21 protein-coding genes and 1 pseudogene are annotated in these 18,367 nt (G+C 63.4%); 13 read left to right on the top strand and 9 right to left on the bottom strand.

Annotation, left to right across the window (positions count from 1 at the left end):
- Positions 1-571 precede the first annotated feature (571 nt).
- The 5 genes from ACGFNP_RS34330 to ACGFNP_RS34310 form a co-directional block, all read right to left on the bottom strand.
- Positions 572-1,351, bottom strand: coding sequence for a macro domain-containing protein (locus ACGFNP_RS34330; protein ID WP_358331617.1), 780 nt, complete (start codon positions 1,349-1,351; stop codon positions 572-574).
- A 122-nt stretch (positions 1,352-1,473) separates the two neighbouring features.
- On the bottom strand, positions 1,474-2,358 hold the full coding sequence (locus ACGFNP_RS34325) for a hypothetical protein (protein ID WP_358331614.1): 885 nt from the start codon (positions 2,356-2,358) through the stop codon (positions 1,474-1,476).
- Complete coding sequence (locus ACGFNP_RS34320; RefSeq protein WP_358332257.1) at positions 2,342-2,842, bottom strand: protein-export chaperone SecB; 501 nt, start codon at positions 2,840-2,842, stop codon at positions 2,342-2,344. The genes ACGFNP_RS34325 and ACGFNP_RS34320 overlap by 17 nt, the downstream gene beginning before the upstream one ends.
- 87 nt (positions 2,843-2,929) lie before the next feature.
- A complete protein-coding gene (locus ACGFNP_RS34315) occupies positions 2,930-3,373 on the bottom strand; it encodes a helix-turn-helix domain-containing protein (protein WP_393325721.1) in 444 nt (147 codons plus the stop codon).
- A gap of 111 nt (positions 3,374-3,484) precedes the next feature.
- The gene (locus ACGFNP_RS34310; protein WP_358331608.1) at positions 3,485-3,823 is read right to left on the bottom strand and encodes a hypothetical protein; all 339 of its coding nucleotides are present in this window, start codon (positions 3,821-3,823) and stop codon (positions 3,485-3,487) included.
- An 801-nt stretch (positions 3,824-4,624) separates the two neighbouring features.
- Between ACGFNP_RS34310 and ACGFNP_RS34305 the strand changes: the two are divergent.
- From ACGFNP_RS34305 to ACGFNP_RS34295, 3 genes and pseudogenes are all read left to right on the top strand, one after another.
- Positions 4,625-4,807 (top strand): annotated as a pseudogene (locus ACGFNP_RS34305) (hypothetical protein); the annotation flags it as partial.
- A gap of 8 nt (positions 4,808-4,815) precedes the next feature.
- Positions 4,816-5,049, top strand: a complete 234-nt coding sequence (locus tag ACGFNP_RS34300) for a hypothetical protein (RefSeq protein ID WP_393325719.1) — start codon at positions 4,816-4,818, stop codon at positions 5,047-5,049.
- A gap of 171 nt (positions 5,050-5,220) precedes the next feature.
- Positions 5,221-5,397: a hypothetical protein gene (locus ACGFNP_RS34295; protein ID WP_393325717.1), complete on the top strand. Its 177-nt coding sequence runs from the start codon at positions 5,221-5,223 to the stop codon at positions 5,395-5,397.
- 236 nt (positions 5,398-5,633) lie between these two features.
- Here the strand turns inward: ACGFNP_RS34295 and ACGFNP_RS34290 are convergent, their stop codons facing one another.
- Both ACGFNP_RS34290 and ACGFNP_RS34285 read right to left on the bottom strand, forming a co-directional pair.
- The gene (locus ACGFNP_RS34290) at positions 5,634-6,860 is read right to left on the bottom strand and encodes an RNA polymerase sigma factor (protein ID WP_393325715.1); all 1,227 of its coding nucleotides are present in this window, start codon (positions 6,858-6,860) and stop codon (positions 5,634-5,636) included.
- Positions 6,857-7,228 (bottom strand): YciI family protein, encoded by a 372-nt coding sequence (locus tag ACGFNP_RS34285; RefSeq protein ID WP_358331596.1) that lies wholly within the window; start codon positions 7,226-7,228, stop codon positions 6,857-6,859. The genes ACGFNP_RS34290 and ACGFNP_RS34285 overlap by 4 nt, the downstream gene beginning before the upstream one ends.
- A 186-nt stretch (positions 7,229-7,414) precedes the next feature.
- On the opposite strand from ACGFNP_RS34285, the gene ACGFNP_RS34280 reads away from it, so the two are divergent.
- The 4 genes from ACGFNP_RS34280 to ACGFNP_RS34265 all read left to right on the top strand — a co-directional run bounded on the left by ACGFNP_RS34280 (position 7,415) and on the right by ACGFNP_RS34265 (position 11,398).
- Complete coding sequence (locus tag ACGFNP_RS34280) at positions 7,415-8,908, top strand: MFS transporter (protein WP_393325712.1); 1,494 nt, start codon at positions 7,415-7,417, stop codon at positions 8,906-8,908.
- 45 nt (positions 8,909-8,953) lie between these two features.
- A complete protein-coding gene (locus ACGFNP_RS34275) occupies positions 8,954-9,211 on the top strand; it encodes a CopG family transcriptional regulator (RefSeq protein WP_393325710.1) in 258 nt (85 codons plus the stop codon).
- Entirely contained in the window at positions 9,208-9,630 is a 423-nt protein-coding gene (locus ACGFNP_RS34270) for a hypothetical protein (RefSeq protein ID WP_358331587.1), read from the top strand. The genes ACGFNP_RS34275 and ACGFNP_RS34270 overlap by 4 nt, the downstream gene beginning before the upstream one ends.
- A 217-nt stretch (positions 9,631-9,847) precedes the next feature.
- Entirely contained in the window at positions 9,848-11,398 is a 1,551-nt protein-coding gene (locus tag ACGFNP_RS34265; RefSeq protein WP_393325707.1) for a carbohydrate-binding protein, read from the top strand.
- On the opposite strand, the gene ACGFNP_RS34260 is transcribed toward ACGFNP_RS34265, so the two are convergent.
- The gene (locus ACGFNP_RS34260) at positions 11,395-11,520 is read right to left on the bottom strand and encodes a hypothetical protein (RefSeq protein ID WP_393325705.1); all 126 of its coding nucleotides are present in this window, start codon (positions 11,518-11,520) and stop codon (positions 11,395-11,397) included. The two genes, ACGFNP_RS34265 and ACGFNP_RS34260, sit on opposite strands and share 4 nt — an antisense overlap.
- A gap of 345 nt (positions 11,521-11,865) precedes the next feature.
- Here ACGFNP_RS34260 and ACGFNP_RS34255 point away from each other — a divergent pair, with 345 nt between their 5' ends.
- Entirely contained in the window at positions 11,866-12,696 is an 831-nt protein-coding gene (locus tag ACGFNP_RS34255) for a potassium channel family protein (protein ID WP_393325703.1), read from the top strand.
- 247 nt (positions 12,697-12,943) lie between these two features.
- The gene (locus ACGFNP_RS34250; protein WP_358331571.1) at positions 12,944-13,420 is read left to right on the top strand and encodes an inorganic diphosphatase; all 477 of its coding nucleotides are present in this window, start codon (positions 12,944-12,946) and stop codon (positions 13,418-13,420) included.
- A 991-nt stretch (positions 13,421-14,411) separates the two neighbouring features.
- On the opposite strand, the gene ACGFNP_RS34245 is transcribed toward ACGFNP_RS34250, so the two are convergent.
- Entirely contained in the window at positions 14,412-14,936 is a 525-nt protein-coding gene (locus ACGFNP_RS34245) for a GNAT family N-acetyltransferase (protein ID WP_393325700.1), read from the bottom strand.
- 97 nt (positions 14,937-15,033) lie between these two features.
- Here ACGFNP_RS34245 and ACGFNP_RS34240 point away from each other — a divergent pair, with 97 nt between their 5' ends.
- From ACGFNP_RS34240 to ACGFNP_RS34225, 4 genes are all read left to right on the top strand, one after another.
- Positions 15,034-15,303, top strand: coding sequence for a hypothetical protein (locus tag ACGFNP_RS34240; RefSeq protein ID WP_393325698.1), 270 nt, complete (start codon positions 15,034-15,036; stop codon positions 15,301-15,303).
- A gap of 50 nt (positions 15,304-15,353) precedes the next feature.
- Complete coding sequence (locus ACGFNP_RS34235; protein ID WP_393325696.1) at positions 15,354-16,451, top strand: serine hydrolase domain-containing protein; 1,098 nt, start codon at positions 15,354-15,356, stop codon at positions 16,449-16,451.
- 109 nt (positions 16,452-16,560) lie between these two features.
- Positions 16,561-17,241, top strand: coding sequence for a hypothetical protein (locus ACGFNP_RS34230; protein ID WP_393325694.1), 681 nt, complete (start codon positions 16,561-16,563; stop codon positions 17,239-17,241).
- 318 nt (positions 17,242-17,559) lie between these two features.
- Positions 17,560-18,366: a DUF1963 domain-containing protein gene (locus tag ACGFNP_RS34225; RefSeq protein WP_393325692.1), complete on the top strand. Its 807-nt coding sequence runs from the start codon at positions 17,560-17,562 to the stop codon at positions 18,364-18,366.
- Position 18,367 lies beyond the last annotated feature (1 nt).

Raw genomic sequence — 18,367 nt, 5'->3', positions numbered from 1 at the left:
CCACGGTGAGCAGGTCGTGGCCGTCCGAGCCCCTATCGAACGCCCACTCTAGCGCGATGGCGCCCGCAAAGAGCCCTAACATCCAGCCCGCCCGACCGGTATCCCGATGATCGGCTATTTCTCCCCTCAGGGAAAGCCCCGGAGTATCGCGACACGCTGCTGAAGCACATCGAGCGCTGGAACGGGAAGCCACTGTTGTTCACCGCCGGCGCGATCAACGCCTGGAACTGGACGCCGCCGCCCTGCTGGGCTGACCGCTTTGAGCTCGTCCGCAGCGACACCTTTTGAAATTGCTGAACGACGACTTCGAACGACGCGCCACCCACTGATCCGCCCCCTACACGACGGCCAGGCGTCTCGGCGGTGGTGCTGGATCGCGACGAGCGGATCTCGAAAATCCGGTGCCGGGAACCAGCCTGGGCGATTTGTCGAGTGCGCTGCGTGCTGTGGCATGCCACGTGCTTTGGAGCCCTCGTCGCTGGCTGTCGCAGATGGGCGTTGCAGCATGTCAGTCGGTATGTTTATTCTGACAAGCCTAGGTCGGTCCCAGGTGGGCCAGCGGGATAGCCCACTATTGTGACTGGATAAAATTGAAGAGAGCTCCTATATCGATAGCAGCAGCGTCTTCGGGTCTCAATACTATGCGTAACTCGCCAGCCACTACCTGCTGTCTTGATGCGATTAAGAATGACATAGAAATAAGCTTGACTAGATCTACATGGGACAAATTATTCGACAGCCGCGCCAAACCTGACCCAACAACGGCGATGGAAACCGTGCCGAGGTGTGCTCTCGCCCTAACAGCGACCCACAGCGAAGTTAGGCTATTCCATAACTCATGCACGGATGTTTCTACTACACACCGGTTGTCCATCTTCGCGTATGCCACGCAAAAGAACAGTCGTTGCCCATCTCCCAGAACCGCGACAGTTCCTATGGGATATCTAGCAAGTTTTCCTAGTGGCTTGTCGAATCGTAGCTCTGTACTGCCCACCTGCTCTTTGCCAAGAGCTGCTTCTATTTCGCTATCCAGCTTCCGGACGTTGCCACCGTAAAAATGCGAAAGAAATTGCCCTTGAACGCTCTCTTCGCTGATAATTATAGGGGGTTCAGTATCGAAGGTATCAGACATGCCGATGACTAGATGGCCTTGCTGGGCGAAAAGATCACCAATGAGCAGGGTGATATTCGAATTGGGATGACCTAGATGCTTCGTAACTTTAAGCTTCGGCCAAACTCGAATGCAGGCAAAAAGGAGAGTGAATAACATAAGGATGCCGAGGTAGATTAATCCTCGAGATCTGAGCTCATCCGGAAAGAAGGCGGCAAGGGCACCTACAAGGGCCGCCAAGGCACCGAAAGCTGCCAGTGAATTGATCGCGAAAAGACGCCACGTCCGCGGCGATAATATGTATCGCTTGTATATAGAACGTCTCACTTGAAATCCGCCTATGACGAATTGCTGTGATCCTCTTATTCTCTTGGAGGTTCCCTGTCCAGATCAGAGGATGGAGCCTCCGCCATTAGTCTAACTGTCTTGTCAGCCTGATAGCTTTCCAAGCCTGCGTCTTCAAGGACCAGTATGAGTTCGCGACCGAAAATTCTCAACTCATCGAGATTCTTGTCGCCGGGCGCACGCAAGATTGCCTCGAGCAAGACATGGTGGAATCGCCGATATGCCCGGCGAACTTCCGGCAGGCGAGTTACTTGATGCGGTTGATACCTAGTCAGAATCCAAAGAAAGTAATCTGGGGGCAACAGGTTAATTGGAGTGGTGAGCAACTTCTGGTTACTCCGGGATAGCTCAAGAACTTCATCCAAGATATCTTCTCGAGAACGAGTAGCGACAATGCTTGCGCTAGGCTGAGCGGCAGCCTCGCGCCTGACGGTCCCGATCTTCTCCTCAAGATCGGGCCACCATTTTTCAAAGACATTTTGTAGCCGGCCAGAATCGTTGATGCCCTGGTCGCCCGCGCACTTGTTGATGCTCTCTATAAGGGCGTATACATCTTTTTTCTCTAAAACCGTAGATTGGAATTGAAGCAGTGGCCCTACGACCTCTTTTCGTTCGATGTCTACGAGAAGAGGGGACACTTGGCTTTTTTGGAGGGATTTAGAAAGAGCTCCGGCTTCGAAATTTATCCAGGGCTGACTTATATTTTCGGTAGTGACGATTATGACACCGAAAGTTGACGCCTCTAGCTCTTGTGAAATATCAACACTCCACCGTGTTCCCTTGTCTATATCTTTGCTCGAGAAGTACGGTTCGGCGAACTGGAGTACACAGGGAAGCCAGTCCTTCAGTATTTCTGCGACTGATTGACTCAACTGGCCGGACCAACTAAGGAATATCTTCATATTGTAAACCAGCCCCTGAGTCGAAACGCCAATACAGAAGATTTGCAACTTCCTGAGGGAGGTGCATCTCCTCAAGTATCAAAGGAGGCAGTCCAGATTTCCCCGACAGGTCAAAAACAAGCTCGCGTACATAAGGATGAAGCGTATACGGTAACACTACCCTCGCGAATGCATCAAAGTCTTCAGATTCAACTACCTGGCTCTGATGCTGATATGTCGAGTTATCCAATTCGATAGCATATGCTACGTCGTACCTGCAATCGATCTGCGCTATTCTTTCGGGTCCTTTTGACGCTACTATTTTGTAATTTAGTGAGCATACTATGAATTTATCTGGAATAAGTATGCGTGGAGTTATAGTTACGGCGATCTGGTAGGGAGGATTCGTCTTTTCGTCGCTCGACCAGAAGTTTAGGGCCGATAGTCGGATGTTTTGTAGCCTAAGTAGGCTTCCAACTCTGACAGAGCGCGCGACATAATGCATTTCGTCGCTGACGGCTTCGCTGTTCTCTGACGCTCTGCGACTCTTTCGATTCATCGGCCATTATCCAGACTGATAACTGATATGTTGTTAGCGCTGCGGTGGTTCTACTGATATCGATGTCCGAGTAGTAGTGCATCGGTCTCGGGGCCGCATGAATCGCTTCGGAGTTTGTGCCCAAGGCTCGCTAGCTAATTTCTGCGTTGGTTCAACGAGTAGTTGAAAATCATCTACCTGGCTCGGTTCGGTTGCGAAAACCAGGGTTAGGGATGCACCTACGGAGCGTGCGAAACGCTGTAAGGTTGATAAACGTGGGTCAGCTCGCTCATTTTCTAAATCGGAGATCGCAGATTGAGTCGTCTGCATGCGATCGGCAATAGTTTTCTGCGTAATCTTCAATCGCTTACGTTCTGCAACTAAGGAGCGCAAAATCAAGGAGCGGGCTCTTGCATCCTCGAAGGCCGCTCTGACCTGGGCATCTTGGAGGCGCTCTTGGAGGAAATGATCAAAGCTTCCTTCGACGTGGTCGCTCATAGTCACCTCGGGCCGTCTTCGTTGAACTCTGTGTCACGGACTATACCCAGCGACAGGCACGATCAGTATCGCTTTTAACCGATAATCTTTGCAAGGGCTTGGCAGATAGTCTCACCCGTGCCGCTCGATCCAGTCCTCCCAACGGCTGCGAGCCACGGCCACTCCTCTGGCTCTCACGATGGGCGGGTACCTATCTGATCTGCATACATGCAGGACAATGTGGTTCTTGGCTCGATCAGTCGCAAACACGACGCCATACGACAGGCTCTCATATAGCACCCACGCGATCTGGATAAGTTGATCTTCGCCGACGAACGTGATGCGGGGATCGTTGTGCTCCAGTTGGCTCATGAAGTGCAGAAGTACGCCCTCGCCAACCCTCCCCAGGTCCAAGAACTCCTTGGCAACAACCGTGGCTCCTGAAGCCGCTATGTACAGTCGCCAGTCCATGCCGTTCAGCGTTACCCCCGGGGGGCTACTAGTTGTCTTAGATGGCTGCACACGCGTTGCTGTCCGTGGCCTGCGGAGATCCGCTGTCGGTGAAGCTGGGACCTTGCCTCTGGACTCGTTCTCTCGATTGCTGTTCTCATGAGGCGTTTGTCGGCCAGCCCCACTGGATACAGCCGGCACGCTATACCGACCAATATCGGTCTGCTTGGTGCTAATGCACACAAATCGGACATTGCTCACATCGGGCTTGGTTGAACATTGACCTTGGGATTGTAGTGGGGAAACCTACACGATCCTATCTTTTCGCCAAGAACTAGTGCTGCTTGACCGCTAGATCTGGACTTGGCGAGATAAGGCGGAGCTTAAAGCATGTTTTAGGGCAGGTCGGTTGAGATGGGCTCCTTGGACTGCCTAGTCTCGATGTGCTAGAGAGCTTAAAGGCTGAGGTTATGGCGGCTTGCTGTCGAGGCTGGTCTTGGCGATGAGGCCGCTGATCAGCTGGGGGCGGTATTGCATCTTCTTGGACGGTCTTGATCAGTCGTGCGAGTTCGTTCAGGGACTTCTTGGCCTGATTGGTCAGGAATGGTTTCAGCTGCGCCCAGACGGCATCGACCGTGAGGTCGGGGGCGTAAGAGGGCAACTGGATGATCGTCAGTCAGGCACGCCGCCCCAGCAGCTCGCGCATACTGGCGCTGAGGTGGGTGTTGAGATTGTCCCAAACGAGCACGATCGGGCCGCGAAGTTGGCCTCGGGGAAGGACGTGCGCTCGCCCTTGCGGCCCCGGCGCAGCCCTGCCGCTTCTCCGACCTGCGACGCGGGTTTCCTGGCATCGCCAGCAATCTGCTGGCCGAGCGCCTACGCGGGATGGAGTCGGACGCAGTGATCGCTCGGCACGACCCAGCTGCCATCGGTCGCCGCGACGCTGATCAGCCTCACCGACCGCGACCGCGAGCTGACTCGCTGGGGCGCATCCTTGATGATTGACCCGCCGAATGAAGACGAAGTTCAAGGTGCATTGGTTCTCGCTGCTACCGCGTTACCTGCGCCGGGACGGCTCACTCGATGAGTCGGCTGGCACCGTGCGCGTCGGCGCCCCGTACGACGGCTGCGAGATCATCGCCGAGCACGGCCAGGTCGACGTGCGTCCCTGTTCTACCAGGCGGCAACCCGGCGCGACGATCACGGCGCCACCGCAGGTGCTCGTTCCGCTATTACCTGACAGATGACCCTGCGGACGGCCGAGGCCCAGGGGCCTGGTCGTTCATGGCTCCGCGGCGGCTCTCGAACGCCTTCTGCCGGCGAGAGGGCAAACCGATGACTGACGGTCACAACTCGCTGGCTCTCCTGGAGGAGATCGCCGGTGACTTCAGGAACGAACCAGACGTGTCCTGGGGACGATGTTCCGCAACCCGGGGCTGCGAACCGGCGACAAGACCTTCGGGTTCCTCGGTCATGACGGAGAACTCATCGTGAAAGTCCCCAGGATCGAGCTCGGCAGTATGTCGACCGGGAACGCCGAACAGGTGACCATGGGAAAGCGGACCATGCGTGAATGGGTAGTGTTCGCGGCCTAGCAGAGGGACGAGCGTAACGATCGGCCCCTGCTGACCGGTGCTTTCCAGACAACCCACGGCCTCGTTGCGGACACCGTCTCCAACGAGGCCGCCCAGGTCAGAGGCCCCGCAAAGATCAGCGGCTCAAGATAATGTTCGCCCATGAAAAAACCCGGCCCGGAGGCGTCGATCACCACACCGGCGGCCACTCACACCCGACGGTGGTTCCGGCAACAGGTCAACACGACAGTCGCCGGCTAGTGACTGTCGTGTGATGCTCTCACCCGGCTGGCCCGGGACTCCAGGTAGCGTTGCTCGGCGAGGCTGGCGGTGGCCTTCGCGGCGCGCCGGTAATGCTCGTACGCCCCGGCCAGGTCGCCGGTCTTCTCCAGCAGATGCGCCCGAACGGACAGCAGCCGATGATGCCCCGCCATCCGCTCGTCACCGTCCAACGTGGACAGCAGAGCCAGCCCGGCCGCCGCCCCCTCGGTCTCGGCGAGCGCGATAGCCCGGTTGAGGGTGACCATCGGGTTGGGCGCGATCCGTTCCAGGACCAGGTAAAGGGCGTGCACCTGCGTCCAGTTGGTCTCCTCGGCCGTGGCCGCGTCGGCATGCGTGGCGGCGATGGAGGCCTGCAACTGGTAGGGCCCCAGCACCGAGCCGGCCAGCGACGTCTTGACCAGCTCGGTGCCTTCGTCGATCAGCCCGCGGTCCCACTTCGTACGGTCCTGCTGGTCCAGCGGCACCAGATCGCCGGCCGCCGTCGTACGCGTCTCCCGGCGGGCATGCGTGAGCAGCATCAGCGCGAGCAGCCCGGTCACCTCACTGTCCTCGGGCAGCTGCGCGTGCACCATCCTGGTCAGCCGGATCGCCTCGCGCGCGAGGTCGGCCCGGTGCAACTCGCTGCCCGAGGAGGCGGTGTAGCCCTCGTTGAAGATCAGGTAGAGCACGTGCAGGACGACCCGCAGCCGCTCCTCGCGTTCCGCGCCCTCCGGCAGGCTGAACGAGCTGCCGGCGGCCTTGATGCGCTGCTTGGCCCGGCTGATCCTGGCGGCCATCGTGGCCTCCGGCACCAGGAACGCGCGGGCGATCTCGGCGGTGGTCAGGCCGCCGACCGCGCGCAGCGTCAGAGCGGTCTGGGAGGCCGCGGTCAGCGTCGGATGGCAGCACAGGAACAGCAGGACGAGCGTGTCGTCGGTGTCCGGTACGTCCTCGGGCACCACCTCGGTGGCCGTCGCCGACTCCCGCTCGCGGCGCGCGTGTTCACTGCGCAGCTGGTCGATGAACCGCCGGGACGCGACCGTCACCAGCCAGCCGCGCGGGTTGTCCGGCACCCCCTCCGCCGGCCACTGCACGGTCGCGGCGAGAACAGCCTCCTGTACGGCGTCCTCACACCCTTCGAACTGGCCGTTCCGGCGTACCAACGTGCCGAGGACCTGCGGCGTGAGCTCACGCAGCAGGTCCTCGATGGCAGGTGCAGTCATGCCTCCAATTGTCCGTCAGCGAACATCACCTGCCGCACCTCGACCCCGAGCCCCTGGATCGCGCAGTCCGGGATCTGCGCCGCCAGCTCGATCGCCCGCTCCTTGTTCTCGCAGTCGATCAGGTAGAAGCCGCCCAGATACTCCTTGAACTCCAGGAAAGGTCCGTCGGTCACCACCGGCTGGCCGTTGCGTACGGACACCACAGCCGCCTGCGACGGATCGACCAGCGCCTGCGTGGTGATCAGTTCGCCGGACTTCTTCAGCGCCTCCATGAACTTGCCGTGGCCGTCGCCGATCGCCGCCTTCTCCTCGTCGGTCAGCGCGTCCAGCACGGCCGGGTTGATGTGCAGGCTGATCAGGAACTTCATCTCGTACTCCCTCGTGGTTCGGCTGGTCCCTTCGACTGGTTGGTCGGAGCCATTGCCGCAGTCTTGACATCCCCCGCCAGAACTTTCGCATGAGTTCTCACCGCCGCGTCGCCGGGACCGATGTCAAGAAGCTCCCGACTGTTCCGACCATCCGCCGAACCGTCGAGAGAACAGGAAGTTACAGATATGCGAGTCAACCGGGCGTGGCTGGGACTGATCATCCTCATGCTGCCGACCTTGCTCGTCGCCATGGACATGACGGCGCTGCTCCTCGCGCTCCCACAGCTGAGCGCCGACCTGGGGGCCACCAACGTCCAGCAGTTGTGGATCAGTGACAGCTACGGATTCATGGTGGCCGGCCTGGTCATCACCATGGGTACGCTCGGCGACCGGATCGGCCGTCGACGCCTGCTGATGATCGGCGGAGCGGCGTTCGCGGTGCTGTCGGTCGCGGCCGCCTTCGCGACCGGCCCGCTGATGCTGATCGTGGTGCGTGCGCTGCTGGGCGTCGCCGGGGCGACCCTGGCGCCGTCCACACTCGCCTTGATCACCAACATGTTCCGCGACGAACGACAGCGCGGGCAGGCCATCGCGATCTGGGCGACCTGCCAGTTCACCGGCGGCGCGCTCGGCCCCGTACTCGCCGGATTCCTGCTCGAACACTTCTGGTGGGGATCGGTGTTCCTGGCCGCCGTACCGGCGATGGCGCTGCTGCTGCTCGTCGGGCCGTTCCTGCTGCCGGAGTTCCGCAGCGACCAGGCCGGCCGGCTGGACCTGGCCAGCGTCGGGCTGTCGCTCGTGGCGGTCCTTCTGATGGTCTACGGCATCAAGCAGCTGACCGTCGAGAGCGTGCCGATCGTCCCGGCGCTGGCCCTCGTCGCCGGTGCGGCCATCGGATTCGTGTTCGTACGCCGGCAACTGCGGCTGGAGACGCCGCTGCTGGACCTGCGACTGTTCCGCAACCGCCCGTTCACGGCGGTGGTCGTCGCGCTGGTCTTCGCCGGTATCGCCATGGCCGGTACGGGCCTGCTGGTGACCCAGTACCTGCAGAGCGTCCTGGGCTTCTCGCCGGTCGCGTCGGCGCTGCTGTTCGCACCGATGGGCCTGGGCGTGGCGGCCGGCACCATGGCCGCGCCGGCGCTGGCCCGGCGGATCAAGCAGACGACCGCGATCGCCGGCGGCCTGGTGGGGTCGGCGCTGGGCGGCCTGCTGTTGGTCGGGGTCGACGTCGACGGTGCGATCGCCCTGCCCCTGGTGATGATCGGCATCGCTGTACTGGCGCTGGGCACAGGCCCGCTGTTCGCGTTGGGCACCGGGCTGGTCGTCGGGTCCGTATCGCCGGAGCGCGCCGGTTCGGCGGCATCGATGTCGGAGACCGGCAACTACTTCGGCGGTTCGTTGGGCTTCGCGCTGTTCGGGGTGCTGGCCGCGGTGGTCTATCGCAGCGGGATGGCCGGCACGTCCGACTCGCTGGCTGGCGCGGTCGCCGCCAGCCGGCACCTTCCCGCCGACCAAGGCGCGGAGCTGCTGCACAACGCGCGGGAGGCCTTCACCGCCAGCCTGCACGTCACTGGCGTGGTCGCCGCGATCATCTTCGCCGGACTGGCCGTGCTGGTTTTGGTCCTGCGCCCGGCAACCCGGACGTCCCCAGCCGCACTCCCCTCGCTCATAGAACCCTGACGAGCATGGACAGCAGCTAGCTCGATGGCGACTAAGAAGATTACGGTGACAGTCCCCGAGGAGCTCCTTGACGAGATCCGCGCAGATGCCGCCGATCGGGGCCTGTCGGCGTACGTCGCCGAGGCGTTGCGCTTCAAGCGCGACCGGGACCGGTTGCTGGAGCTGGCGAACTGGCTGGCGGAAGAGTACGGCCCGGTCACCGACGAGGAGCGCGCGGCAACGATCGAGGAGCTGGAAGATCTCGACGCCGAGCACGAACGCCGCCGCGTCGGCGGAAAGCGCGACGTGGGAGAGACTGCGTGAGCAAGCCAAGCGCTGAGCATGGGCAGCCGCTGCGGATCTTCGTACTCGACTGCGAAGCCTTGTCCCTGGCCGTGCGGGGCGACCGGAAGATGATCGCCTGGCTCGACCTGGCGGCTCGTGGTCAGGCGGAGGTTGTGGCGTCTCCGATGACGGTGGTCGAGGCGTACGACGGCAGGATCACCGAGCAGCGCTGGGACTGGGTGCTGTCCCGGCTCAACGTCGCCGACATCGGCAAGGATGAAGCCCGTCAGGCCCGCCGGCTCCTGGCCGACGCCAAGCTGCACGGCCACAAGTACGCGATCGACGCGGTGCTCGCCGTCATCGCCCGCCAGCAGAAGGGGCAGGTCACCGTCTTCACCTCGGATGTGGACGACCTGGAGAAGCTGGTCCCGGACTCGATCGTCGTCAAGAAGGTATGACCTTCCGCAGAGCAGGTGAAATTTTCACGGCTGCACAGAAGCACAGCATGAGGATGAGGCCCCCTCCCCGCCTGTGACCTCGGCTGACTTGCCGCCTCCCAGTGAGGGTGCCGCGCTGCGGGTGGTCCCGTCACGCCAGGGCTTCCCGCGCTCATCGGTGCGTGCTTAGCTTCGCTCGTCCACCGGAAAGCGCTTACCAAGCCCATGGAGACGAAAGATGCGCCTAAAAGCCGTCATCGCATGCGCCGGCCTGTTAGCCACCGGACTCGTCGGACTTTCCCCATCCGCCGCCAATGCCGCAACCACCCGGTACGAGGCCGAGACCTCCCCGGCGCTCTGCACCGGCACGATCGACTCCAACTGGGCCGGCTACTCCGGCAGCGGCTTCTGCAACGGCACCAACGCCGCGAACGCCTACGCCCAGTTCACGGTGAACGCCTCGGCAGCCGGCACGGCGACGCTGGGAGTACGGTTCGCCAACGGCACCACCACCGGCCGTCCCACCGGCCTGATCGTCAACGGTACGACCACGCAGTCGCCGTCCTTCGAAGGCACGGGCACATGGGACACCTGGGTCACCAAAACGCTGACCGTCAACGTGAACGCGGGCAGCAACACGATCCGGTTCAACCCCACCGGCAGCACCGGCCTGCCGAACATCGACTACATCGACTTCACCTCCGGCACCACGCAGCCTCCAGGCGACACCCTGTACGCATCGCCCAGCGGCAGTGCGAGCGCACCCGGCACAGAGTCGAACCCCACAACCCTCGCCTCAGCGATCACCCGCATCACCGCCGGCGGGACGATCTACGCGCGCGGCGGCACCTACAGCCTCTCCCAGACGCTCACCATCGCGCCGGGCAACAACGGCACCTCCAGCGCCCGCAAGAACCTGTCCGCCTACCCAGGCGAGACCCCGGTACTGAACTTCTCGGCCATGAGCGAGGACTCGGCGAACCGCGGGCTTGCCCTGAACGGGTCGTTCTGGCGCCTGTACGGCATCGTCGTCGAGCGTGCCGGTGACAACGGGATCTTCGTCGGCGGCAGCAACAACATCATCGAGCGCACGGTGACGCGCTTCAACCGTGACTCGGGACTGCAGATCTCCCGGATCGCCTCCGACACCCCCCACGACCAGTGGCCGTCCAACAACCTCGTCCTGAGCGCGGAGTCGCACGACAACGCCGACTCCGACGGCGAGGACGCCGACGGATTCGCCGCCAAGCTCACCTCCGGCCCCGGGAACGTCTTCCGCTACGCCGTCTCCCACAACAACATCGACGACGGCTGGGACCTCTACACCAAGACGGACACGGGCCCCATCGGCCCGGTGACCATCGAGGACTCCCTCTCGTACGGCAACGGCACCCTCAGCAACGGCACCCAGAACGGGAACGGCGACCGCAACGGCTACAAACTCGGTGGCGAGGACATCGGCGTCAACCACGTCATCCGCCGCAACATCGCTTACCACAACGGCAAGCACGGGTTCACCTACAACCGCAACCTCGGCACCATGTCGATCTCGAACAACGTCAGCATCGACAACACCGAGCGCAACTACTCGTTCGACGGTGGCACCTCGGTGTTCCGGAACAACGTCTCATGCCGCAGCAGCAGCGGCACGAACGACCGGATCGTTGGCGACGCCGACAGCTCGAACCAGTTCTGGTCCGGCTCCAACGGATCCCGATGCTCCTCCTACACCGGCGCCCTGCGCTGGTCCTTCGCCGCGGACGGCCGCCTCGTCGTGACCTTCGGCTAGCCCGGCGACGCCGTAACCGCCCCCCGCCGCACAGCCCACGAGCCCCCGACCAGCACCCCCAGCCCGACCATGCCGCCGAGCATCGACGACTTCGAGGACAGCAACGCGAGCGGCTGGGCCATGACCGGGGGCTCCTGGGCCGTCTGGTCGAACGAGTCAAAGGCGCAGCCGAGGACAAACGACCTCGACGCGGGACGAGAAGCGGTCATAGTCATCACGTCGAGGAAGAAGCGTTGAGCACGGGCAGACGCCAGCGCATCTCCGGCTCCCAAGCCTGTCTCTGACCATGCGCTCTTGCGTGTCCCCCGTCGAGTTGCAGCGACCATCATGGATACGGCGAGTCTGCGTTCGCCAACGGTGCCTGCGGCCTAGGCTCCAAGCGCGGCCCGGTTCGGGCTGCAGGTCACCCCGGCCTTGGCCGCACAGTCGCCCCCCGCTCCACAGGACAGCCACTGAGGGAGGGATGAATGGAGTGGTTGGTCTCACTGCTCGGAGCCGCCCTCATCATGACCGCCCTACGAGACCTGTTCCACACGCTCTGGCACCCCACGCGCCATGGAGGCTTGAGCCGACTCGTCATGGCGACGTTGTGGAAACTGGCCCGGCATCTCCGAGCGCGTAGGCGTGTGGTGGGGCTCGTCGGTCCGCTCGTCACGGTCGCCACCCTCGGGCTCGGGGACATCGTGCCTGCCGAAGGATGGCTCCGTGTGGTCTCGCCCCTGGAAGCTCTCATCGGCTTCGTCCTCCTGACGGCCACCGTCTCCTGGGTGCTGGAGATCTATCCGACGCTGACCCGCCGACGGGTGCTCGCGATCCGGCTGGCGCTGCTGGACCGCTCGGCCCCGTCCGTGCAGCAGCTCGACTGCGCTGCAGGTGCGTCATTGCTGGAAAGCCTGGCGACCGAGGTGGTACGTGTCCGTATCGACTTCACCCAGTACGCCGAGGCCTACTACTTCCATGACGGTGAGGATCACTCGTCCCTTGCGGCAACGATCGGCTATGCCGCTCACCTCGCCCAGCTCGGGCAGGCAGCCCAACGAGCAGATGTGCGTCTGACGGCCGCCCTGCCCGTCCATTCGGCCTGCCTTCCTGTCAAGCTCCTGACTGAACGAAGGCGCCAAGTTCGAGGCCTTCGTCCATATCGATCGGATCCTCGGCCTCGAACTCGCCTGCCACATCGGGAGGCTCTGACCGGCCGGCACGCGGCATATGATGGAAGTGCTCGGTGGTGGATCTTGCCGAGGTCGCTCCGCAGAGTGCCGCTTGGCCATACCAGCCAATGGGTCCTGTCCTCGTGATGAGGGGGGATGCCTGTGAGCGCGATGTTCCAGTCGAGCGATCGGCCTTTCGATCGGTCCTATTGGCTGTCCCGGGGACGGGCACGGCAATGGTCTGTCCAAATCGCCGCCTGGGCGGCCTCAGGCCTACCGCCTGCGTGAGGCTGAGGCGTCGTACGCCGGCTCCCTATCGGGTGTGGGTAGACACCTGGATGCATGCCCTGGCCGAGGATGTGGCCAGCCGAGAGCTGCGGCGCAGGAGGTTGTGATGCAATTCGATGTGATCGTGGAGACGCCGCGGGGATCGCGCAACAAGTACGAGATGGATCAGACCAAACAGCGGATCAGGCTCGATCGAATGCTGTTCACCGCGACCGCCTACCCCTACGACTACGGGTTCGTGCCCGGAACGCTGGCCGAGGATGACGATCCGCTGGACGCGCTGGTGCTGGGCGAGGTGCCGACCTTTCCTGGATGCACGATCAGCGCGCGTCCTGTGGCGGTGTTCTGGATGCACGACGAACAGGGGCCGGATGCGAAGATCCTTTGCGTGCCCGCCAACGACAGCCGCTACGCGCACATCCAGGATCTGTTGGACGTCGATGTCCACGTACTTGGCGAGATCAGCCACTTCTTCGACGTCTACAAGGACCTCGAACCGGACAAGGACACCGACACCCGAGGCTGGGAACCACGCGCGCAGGCAGAAGACGTGATCATGCGCGCCGCCCACCGGACAGCATGAACGACGGCAGCGTCCAGGCAACGGCATAGGCGAAACCCGCGCCGGCCCGATGCCGCCATGCGGCAAAATCAACCACGCCTTGGCCCGATAGCCACATTTATCCATTTCCGGCCCTGTTTGTTCCGGGCCCGGTTCGTCGTGCACGGCCTTCTTTGCCGAGTCGCTTCCGCTGGACGTGGCCGCGCTGCGGCACGCTGGCAGATACGGGCAGTGAGTAGGGAGGATCATGCACGAAGGTCAAGACCATCCCGCTCCCTCACCCGAAAAGCCCCGCCCAACACGGCGCCCGCCGTACGGCCTGCCGCTCCACGACCGTCCCCGACTCCGCGCCGCGTCCGACTCCGTCGGCTGGAGAAGGTACGCGACCCCAACTCCACCAAGACGATCACTCCTGCGTAAGCGACTTCGTCTGGCCCGGCCGACGCTCATCGCCGGCTTCCTGACCTGCGTGGGCTTCGGCATATGGTCGAGTGGGTGGGCCACTGACAGTGCCTCGCCTCGAACGAATGTCGCCTCTGCGCCGACACCTCGCCAGAGCGTTGCCGGCCGCTCGCTTGTGGCCACCGCCCCGCCGACGCCCAAGCCCAAGCCCAAGCTGAAGCCCAAGCCCAAGCCCAAGCCTCGGACGCTGTCCTCGGCGACACCCAGCTCAAGTTCCAAGGCGCCGAAGAACAAGGCGATACCGCCGGGGAATCGTCACCGACCCGCGGTCTCGGCTGTGCCGCGCCAGCGTCATCAGCCTGTCCCGTCGGCCCCGCTCAGGAAGACCAGGACCACGATCCCCGCTGACCGTGTGAGAAAGACCAGGAGCGTCGATCCGAAGGACAGCGATAGGGAGCGCGCGGTCCCGCCAATCGCCGCGAAGTGCGACGAACTGTTCCCGCCTGCCCGCCCCGAGTTCCAGATTCGCAATCAAGCCTGCCATGAGTTGTTGGGCTAGCCTTCGGTCCGTCTCACCGACGCCGACGAGCCCGGCCACGCATGTCAGGAGTTAGCCGATATCCGGCCACTCCGGCGCCAGGATGGAGTGAATGACGGAGTCACGCCATCCATCATTCAGCCTCAAGTGCCCGCGGATGCGGCCTTCCTCCACCATGCCCGCCTTGGCCATGACCCGAGCGGATGCCTCGTTCCGAGGATCACGAGCTCCCCAGATCCGATACAGGCCGAGCTCGTCGAACCCGAGTCGTAGCAGGAGCCGCACCACTTCACTGCCGAGCCCACGTCCCCATTGGTCGGCCCTTAGCGCGAAGCCGATCTGCCCGCTGCTTTGCAACGGATGGCCGACGTCGATCGAGAGCCGGGCGAACGCCACCAGCTCTCCGTCCGGGAGCACGCCAGCCAAGGAATAGTCGAGCCGCTCGTCGGCGCGGGCTGCCGCGATCACACTCTCGATGGTGTTCTGGACCTGGTTGAGAGTTCGTGATTCGAAGCTCATGTACCGCGTCACGGCCGGGTCGCCGTAGATGGATAGGAGCGGCTCCACGTCGGCCGGGGTGAACTCCCGGAGGCCCATCCGCGCGGCCGTGATCGTTACCGGGTACATGCGGTCACGTCCTTTGAGATGAGATCAGCGTTCGGCACTCTCGGGCCAGAACACCCCGATGGGGTTGATGCTCGATCCGAGTAGCTTCCGGCGCAAGGTCACGCGTGCCGATCGGTTCCTGGAGGCGACGGGGGAACAGCGGTTCGCGGAAATGGGCTGTCCCGCCATGCTCTACCGCTGCGGCCCCGCCGGTCTCCTGCATCCGCCGCTGCTCCGCGGGAGCCGCGGGAGCCGCGGGAGCCCGGTCGCGCTGAGCACGGGTCGGGGGATCCCGCTCGGGTGCCGCCAGGCGATGTTCGCCCGCGCCTCGCTGGAATGGCTCTTGCCAGAGAAATGACAGAAAAACAGGTCACCATCCGTCCGAACTGATCCTTCGGAGGAGATGACATGCGCATCACCCATTACGCGGTCGCGGTCGCGCTCGCACTGTCCCTGCCGGCAGCGGCAGCGGCTGCGGCCTCAGCCGAGACCGTCGACGTGCCGCGGCCATCGGCGGCCGCGGCCGAGACCGCTGACGTGCTGAAACCGTCGGCGCACCCCGTCAAGCTGCGCAGCGCGCCCAGGAAGCTCTCGGTGACCTACACCTACCAAGGCCAGGAACACACCTTGGACGACTTCCTCACCCGTACGAGGACCAACGGCTTCCTCGTCCTGGACGGCCAGGACATCGTCGCGGAGCGCTACACCGGCGCGAGCCGTGACACCCGCTTCCAGTCCTGGTCGATGGCCAAGTCATTCACCGCGACCGCCGTCGGCATCGCGCTCAGAGAGAAGCACATCCGATCGATCGACGACCCCGTGGACAAATATCTGCCTGAGCTGACCGGCTCCGGCTACGCCGGGGTGTCCATTCGCGAGCTGCTGCGTATGTCGTCCGGCATCGACTGGGACGAGGCCACCGACGCACCACGCCTGCAGGCCGCAGCCAACAAGGGCTACTCGATCAGCAAGATGGCCGCCCGCCAGAAGCGCGGCTGGGAGCCCGGCGCCCGGTTCGAGTACACCAGCATGAACTCCTTCGTCCTGGCCCGGCTCATCACCAAAACCACCGGAATGCCGTACCACGACTACGTCGAGCGCAAGATCTGGCGGCCCGCCGGCATGGAGTCCACGGCGACCGTCGGCAACGACTCGCACGGCGACAGCCTGGGCTACTGCTGCTACTACGCCACCGACCGTGACTTCGCCCGCTTCGGCCTGCTCTACCTGCACGGCGGCAAGGCGAACGGCCGCCAGGTCGTCCCGGCCTCCTGGGTCAAGCTGTCCACCAAACCGTCGCCGGCCAATCCGCACTATGGCCTGCACTGGTGGCTGGGCGAGGGAGGCGATTTCATGGCGGCCGGGCTCGGTGGCCAGTACATCTACGTCTCACCCCAGCAGGGCGTTGTCATCGTCAAGTCGTCCATCGCCGGAGGCGCTCCTGATCAGGAAGAGGCCCTCATCGCGTTCCGCGCCGTGGCGGCCGAGGTGGCCAGGACCCGCTGACGGTGAACGAGCAAGGAAGGATGACGCAAATGGGCTTGGTTGAAAGCCGATTGTCCGACTCGCTGTCCATCAAGCGGGTGAGGCGAAGCAACAGTCACTGGGGGGCCGCGTGAGTCTCCGGCTTCTGCGCTTCGTCGTCGCCGCCGGCGTGCTGACGCTCGCGATCGGGCTGGGCAAGCTCGTGGACGGCGACGTCCGGGCGGGTCTTCCGCTGTTCGTCGTCGGACTCGTTCTCGCCGGGGTGCCGGCGGGCCTGCTGATCCGTCAGGTAATCGCCGGCTGGATGCCAGATTTCAGGCGCTCACCGGCGATGGCGGATCCCACGCTACGGCGCAATTTCCGCAGCGTCGCCGTGTTCCTCATCGCCTACAGCGTGCCGTGGTTCCTCGCGGCCTTCGCGATCCTCGTCTCGGCCTATCGGATCCCACACGACAACGGCAGCAGCGCCGGAGCGATCGTCGCCGTGATGGTCGTCGGATGCTTCATCGCCGGGATCCCGACGCTGCTCGGCATCCAGTTCCTGCGCTGCGGGCAATTGGTGCTGCACGGAGCCACTGACGGCATCGCGCCCGGCCTGCGGCTTGGCTGGATCGTCGTCGTCATCGGCGGGCTCGCCACCGTGGGCTCGCTGGCTGATGACCGCCCCGGCTACGGCATGGTCGCGCTCGTCGCCGGCTGCCTGGTCGCCGTCACGCTGGTCAGCAACCTCCGATTGCTCATGCTGAACGCCCGGGTCATCGAGTACGAGCGGCAGGCGCGGGCGCCGAGGCCGACGACGTCAGATACATAGGCGCAATGGCACATGACCGTGTTGGAGCAGGCAGCCCTGCGATGATCGCAGCCCGAACGTCGACAGGGTTACGGGCACGGCCGACGGTACGGCAGTCCGGGGAAATGCTGGTCCCATTCGGCTGCGATGATCGGCGGATGGGCGGTCCGGCAGATCTGCGTAGCCAGGCGCCCCACGTCCGACTCACTTGCGTTTCTTGATGTCGCCGCCGAACGCCTTGGCCGCGAGCCTAATCAGTGAAGTACTGGGTGCAGGGGTATCACCCAAAGATCAGGAAGATTGAGAAATCTGTCGTGTGCGTCTGCTGAAATTCGGCCCATGGACCAGCAGAGCACCTTGGCCGAAGTCCGCGAACTCTGTATCCAGCTGTTGGGTGAGCGGCTCGGCCAACAGATGGCCGCTCTTGCCCAGCCGGGGTTCGTGCTCAAGCCCAGCAGCCCCGACATGCTCCCGGCCGGCCGGTCCCGCGCAGGGGGCCCAGCGCTTCTGGAACCGGGAACGCCATGGCCGCAGGCCACGGACGGAGCTCCGCTCAGCCTGTTCGCCGTGCTGGACACCGACGAATTGGCCCCATCGCTCGGTGACCGACTGCCCGCCCGGCTTGGCCTGGTCAACGTCTTCAAGGCCGTCCGATGGGGCATCGACGAATGCACGATCATCTGCGCAGACCCAGCCCATGCCGTGGAGACGCCGACGCCGGCGCGGGGGGAGGTCCTCACCATGGTCGAGCTGCATGCGGCACCAATCATCACTCTGCCGTCGGTTTCGGGCGAATACGGCACAGGCGACCCGGTCCTGGAAACATTCGATTACCGCGCCGAACCCGGCTACGACGAAGACCACTGGGAGTCCCCAACCGAACGGTTCGTTCAGGGACCGCTCCGTGAGGAGTGGCACTACTACTGCCGGGACCGACAGGGATTCGCGCCTGGAGACAGCCAGGTGTTCGGCTGGCCTCACATCGACAGCTGGATCGGAATGAGGGCAGACGGATACCACCATTTCCTCACACTCTCGGGCGACCTATGGAACGACAACGGATTTGAGCGTGTGATGGTCCCCCCGGGCGCGCTTCAAACCGGCAAGTTCACCAACGTGGTATGCGAACAAGACGGCCTGCACTGAT

The sequence above is a fragment of the Nonomuraea sp. NPDC049269 genome (genome assembly GCF_043197155.1).
Lineage (GTDB): Bacteria > Actinomycetota > Actinomycetes > Streptosporangiales > Streptosporangiaceae > Nonomuraea.
Note: the sequence above shows the minus strand (reverse complement) of the source record. Positions and strands in the feature narration are given on the sequence as shown.

Coding starts and splice junctions, on each gene's coding strand:
- ACGFNP_RS34325 (WP_358331614.1), bottom strand. CDS start 2,358: ATGAAGATATTCCTTAGTTGGTCCGGCCAGTTGAGTCAATCAGTCGCA.
- ACGFNP_RS34320 (WP_358332257.1), bottom strand. CDS start 2,842: ATGCATTATGTCGCGCGCTCTGTCAGAGTTGGAAGCCTACTTAGGCTA.
- ACGFNP_RS34315 (WP_393325721.1), bottom strand. CDS start 3,373: ATGAGCGACCACGTCGAAGGAAGCTTTGATCATTTCCTCCAAGAGCGC.
- ACGFNP_RS34310 (WP_358331608.1), bottom strand. CDS start 3,823: ATGGACTGGCGACTGTACATAGCGGCTTCAGGAGCCACGGTTGTTGCC.
- ACGFNP_RS34300 (WP_393325719.1), top strand. CDS start 4,816: ATGAAGACGAAGTTCAAGGTGCATTGGTTCTCGCTGCTACCGCGTTAC.
- ACGFNP_RS34295 (WP_393325717.1), top strand. CDS start 5,221: ATGTTCCGCAACCCGGGGCTGCGAACCGGCGACAAGACCTTCGGGTTC.
- ACGFNP_RS34290 (WP_393325715.1), bottom strand. CDS start 6,860: ATGACTGCACCTGCCATCGAGGACCTGCTGCGTGAGCTCACGCCGCAG.
- ACGFNP_RS34285 (WP_358331596.1), bottom strand. CDS start 7,228: ATGAAGTTCCTGATCAGCCTGCACATCAACCCGGCCGTGCTGGACGCG.
- ACGFNP_RS34280 (WP_393325712.1), top strand. CDS start 7,415: ATGCGAGTCAACCGGGCGTGGCTGGGACTGATCATCCTCATGCTGCCG.
- ACGFNP_RS34265 (WP_393325707.1), top strand. CDS start 9,848: ATGCGCCTAAAAGCCGTCATCGCATGCGCCGGCCTGTTAGCCACCGGA.
- ACGFNP_RS34260 (WP_393325705.1), bottom strand. CDS start 11,520: ATGGCCCAGCCGCTCGCGTTGCTGTCCTCGAAGTCGTCGATGCTCGGC.
- ACGFNP_RS34255 (WP_393325703.1), top strand. CDS start 11,866: ATGGAGTGGTTGGTCTCACTGCTCGGAGCCGCCCTCATCATGACCGCC.
- ACGFNP_RS34250 (WP_358331571.1), top strand. CDS start 12,944: ATGCAATTCGATGTGATCGTGGAGACGCCGCGGGGATCGCGCAACAAG.
- ACGFNP_RS34245 (WP_393325700.1), bottom strand. CDS start 14,936: ATGGGCCTCCGGGAGTTCACCCCGGCCGACGTGGAGCCGCTCCTATCC.
- ACGFNP_RS34240 (WP_393325698.1), top strand. CDS start 15,034: ATGCTCGATCCGAGTAGCTTCCGGCGCAAGGTCACGCGTGCCGATCGG.
- ACGFNP_RS34235 (WP_393325696.1), top strand. CDS start 15,354: ATGCGCATCACCCATTACGCGGTCGCGGTCGCGCTCGCACTGTCCCTG.
- ACGFNP_RS34225 (WP_393325692.1), top strand. CDS start 17,560: ATGGACCAGCAGAGCACCTTGGCCGAAGTCCGCGAACTCTGTATCCAG.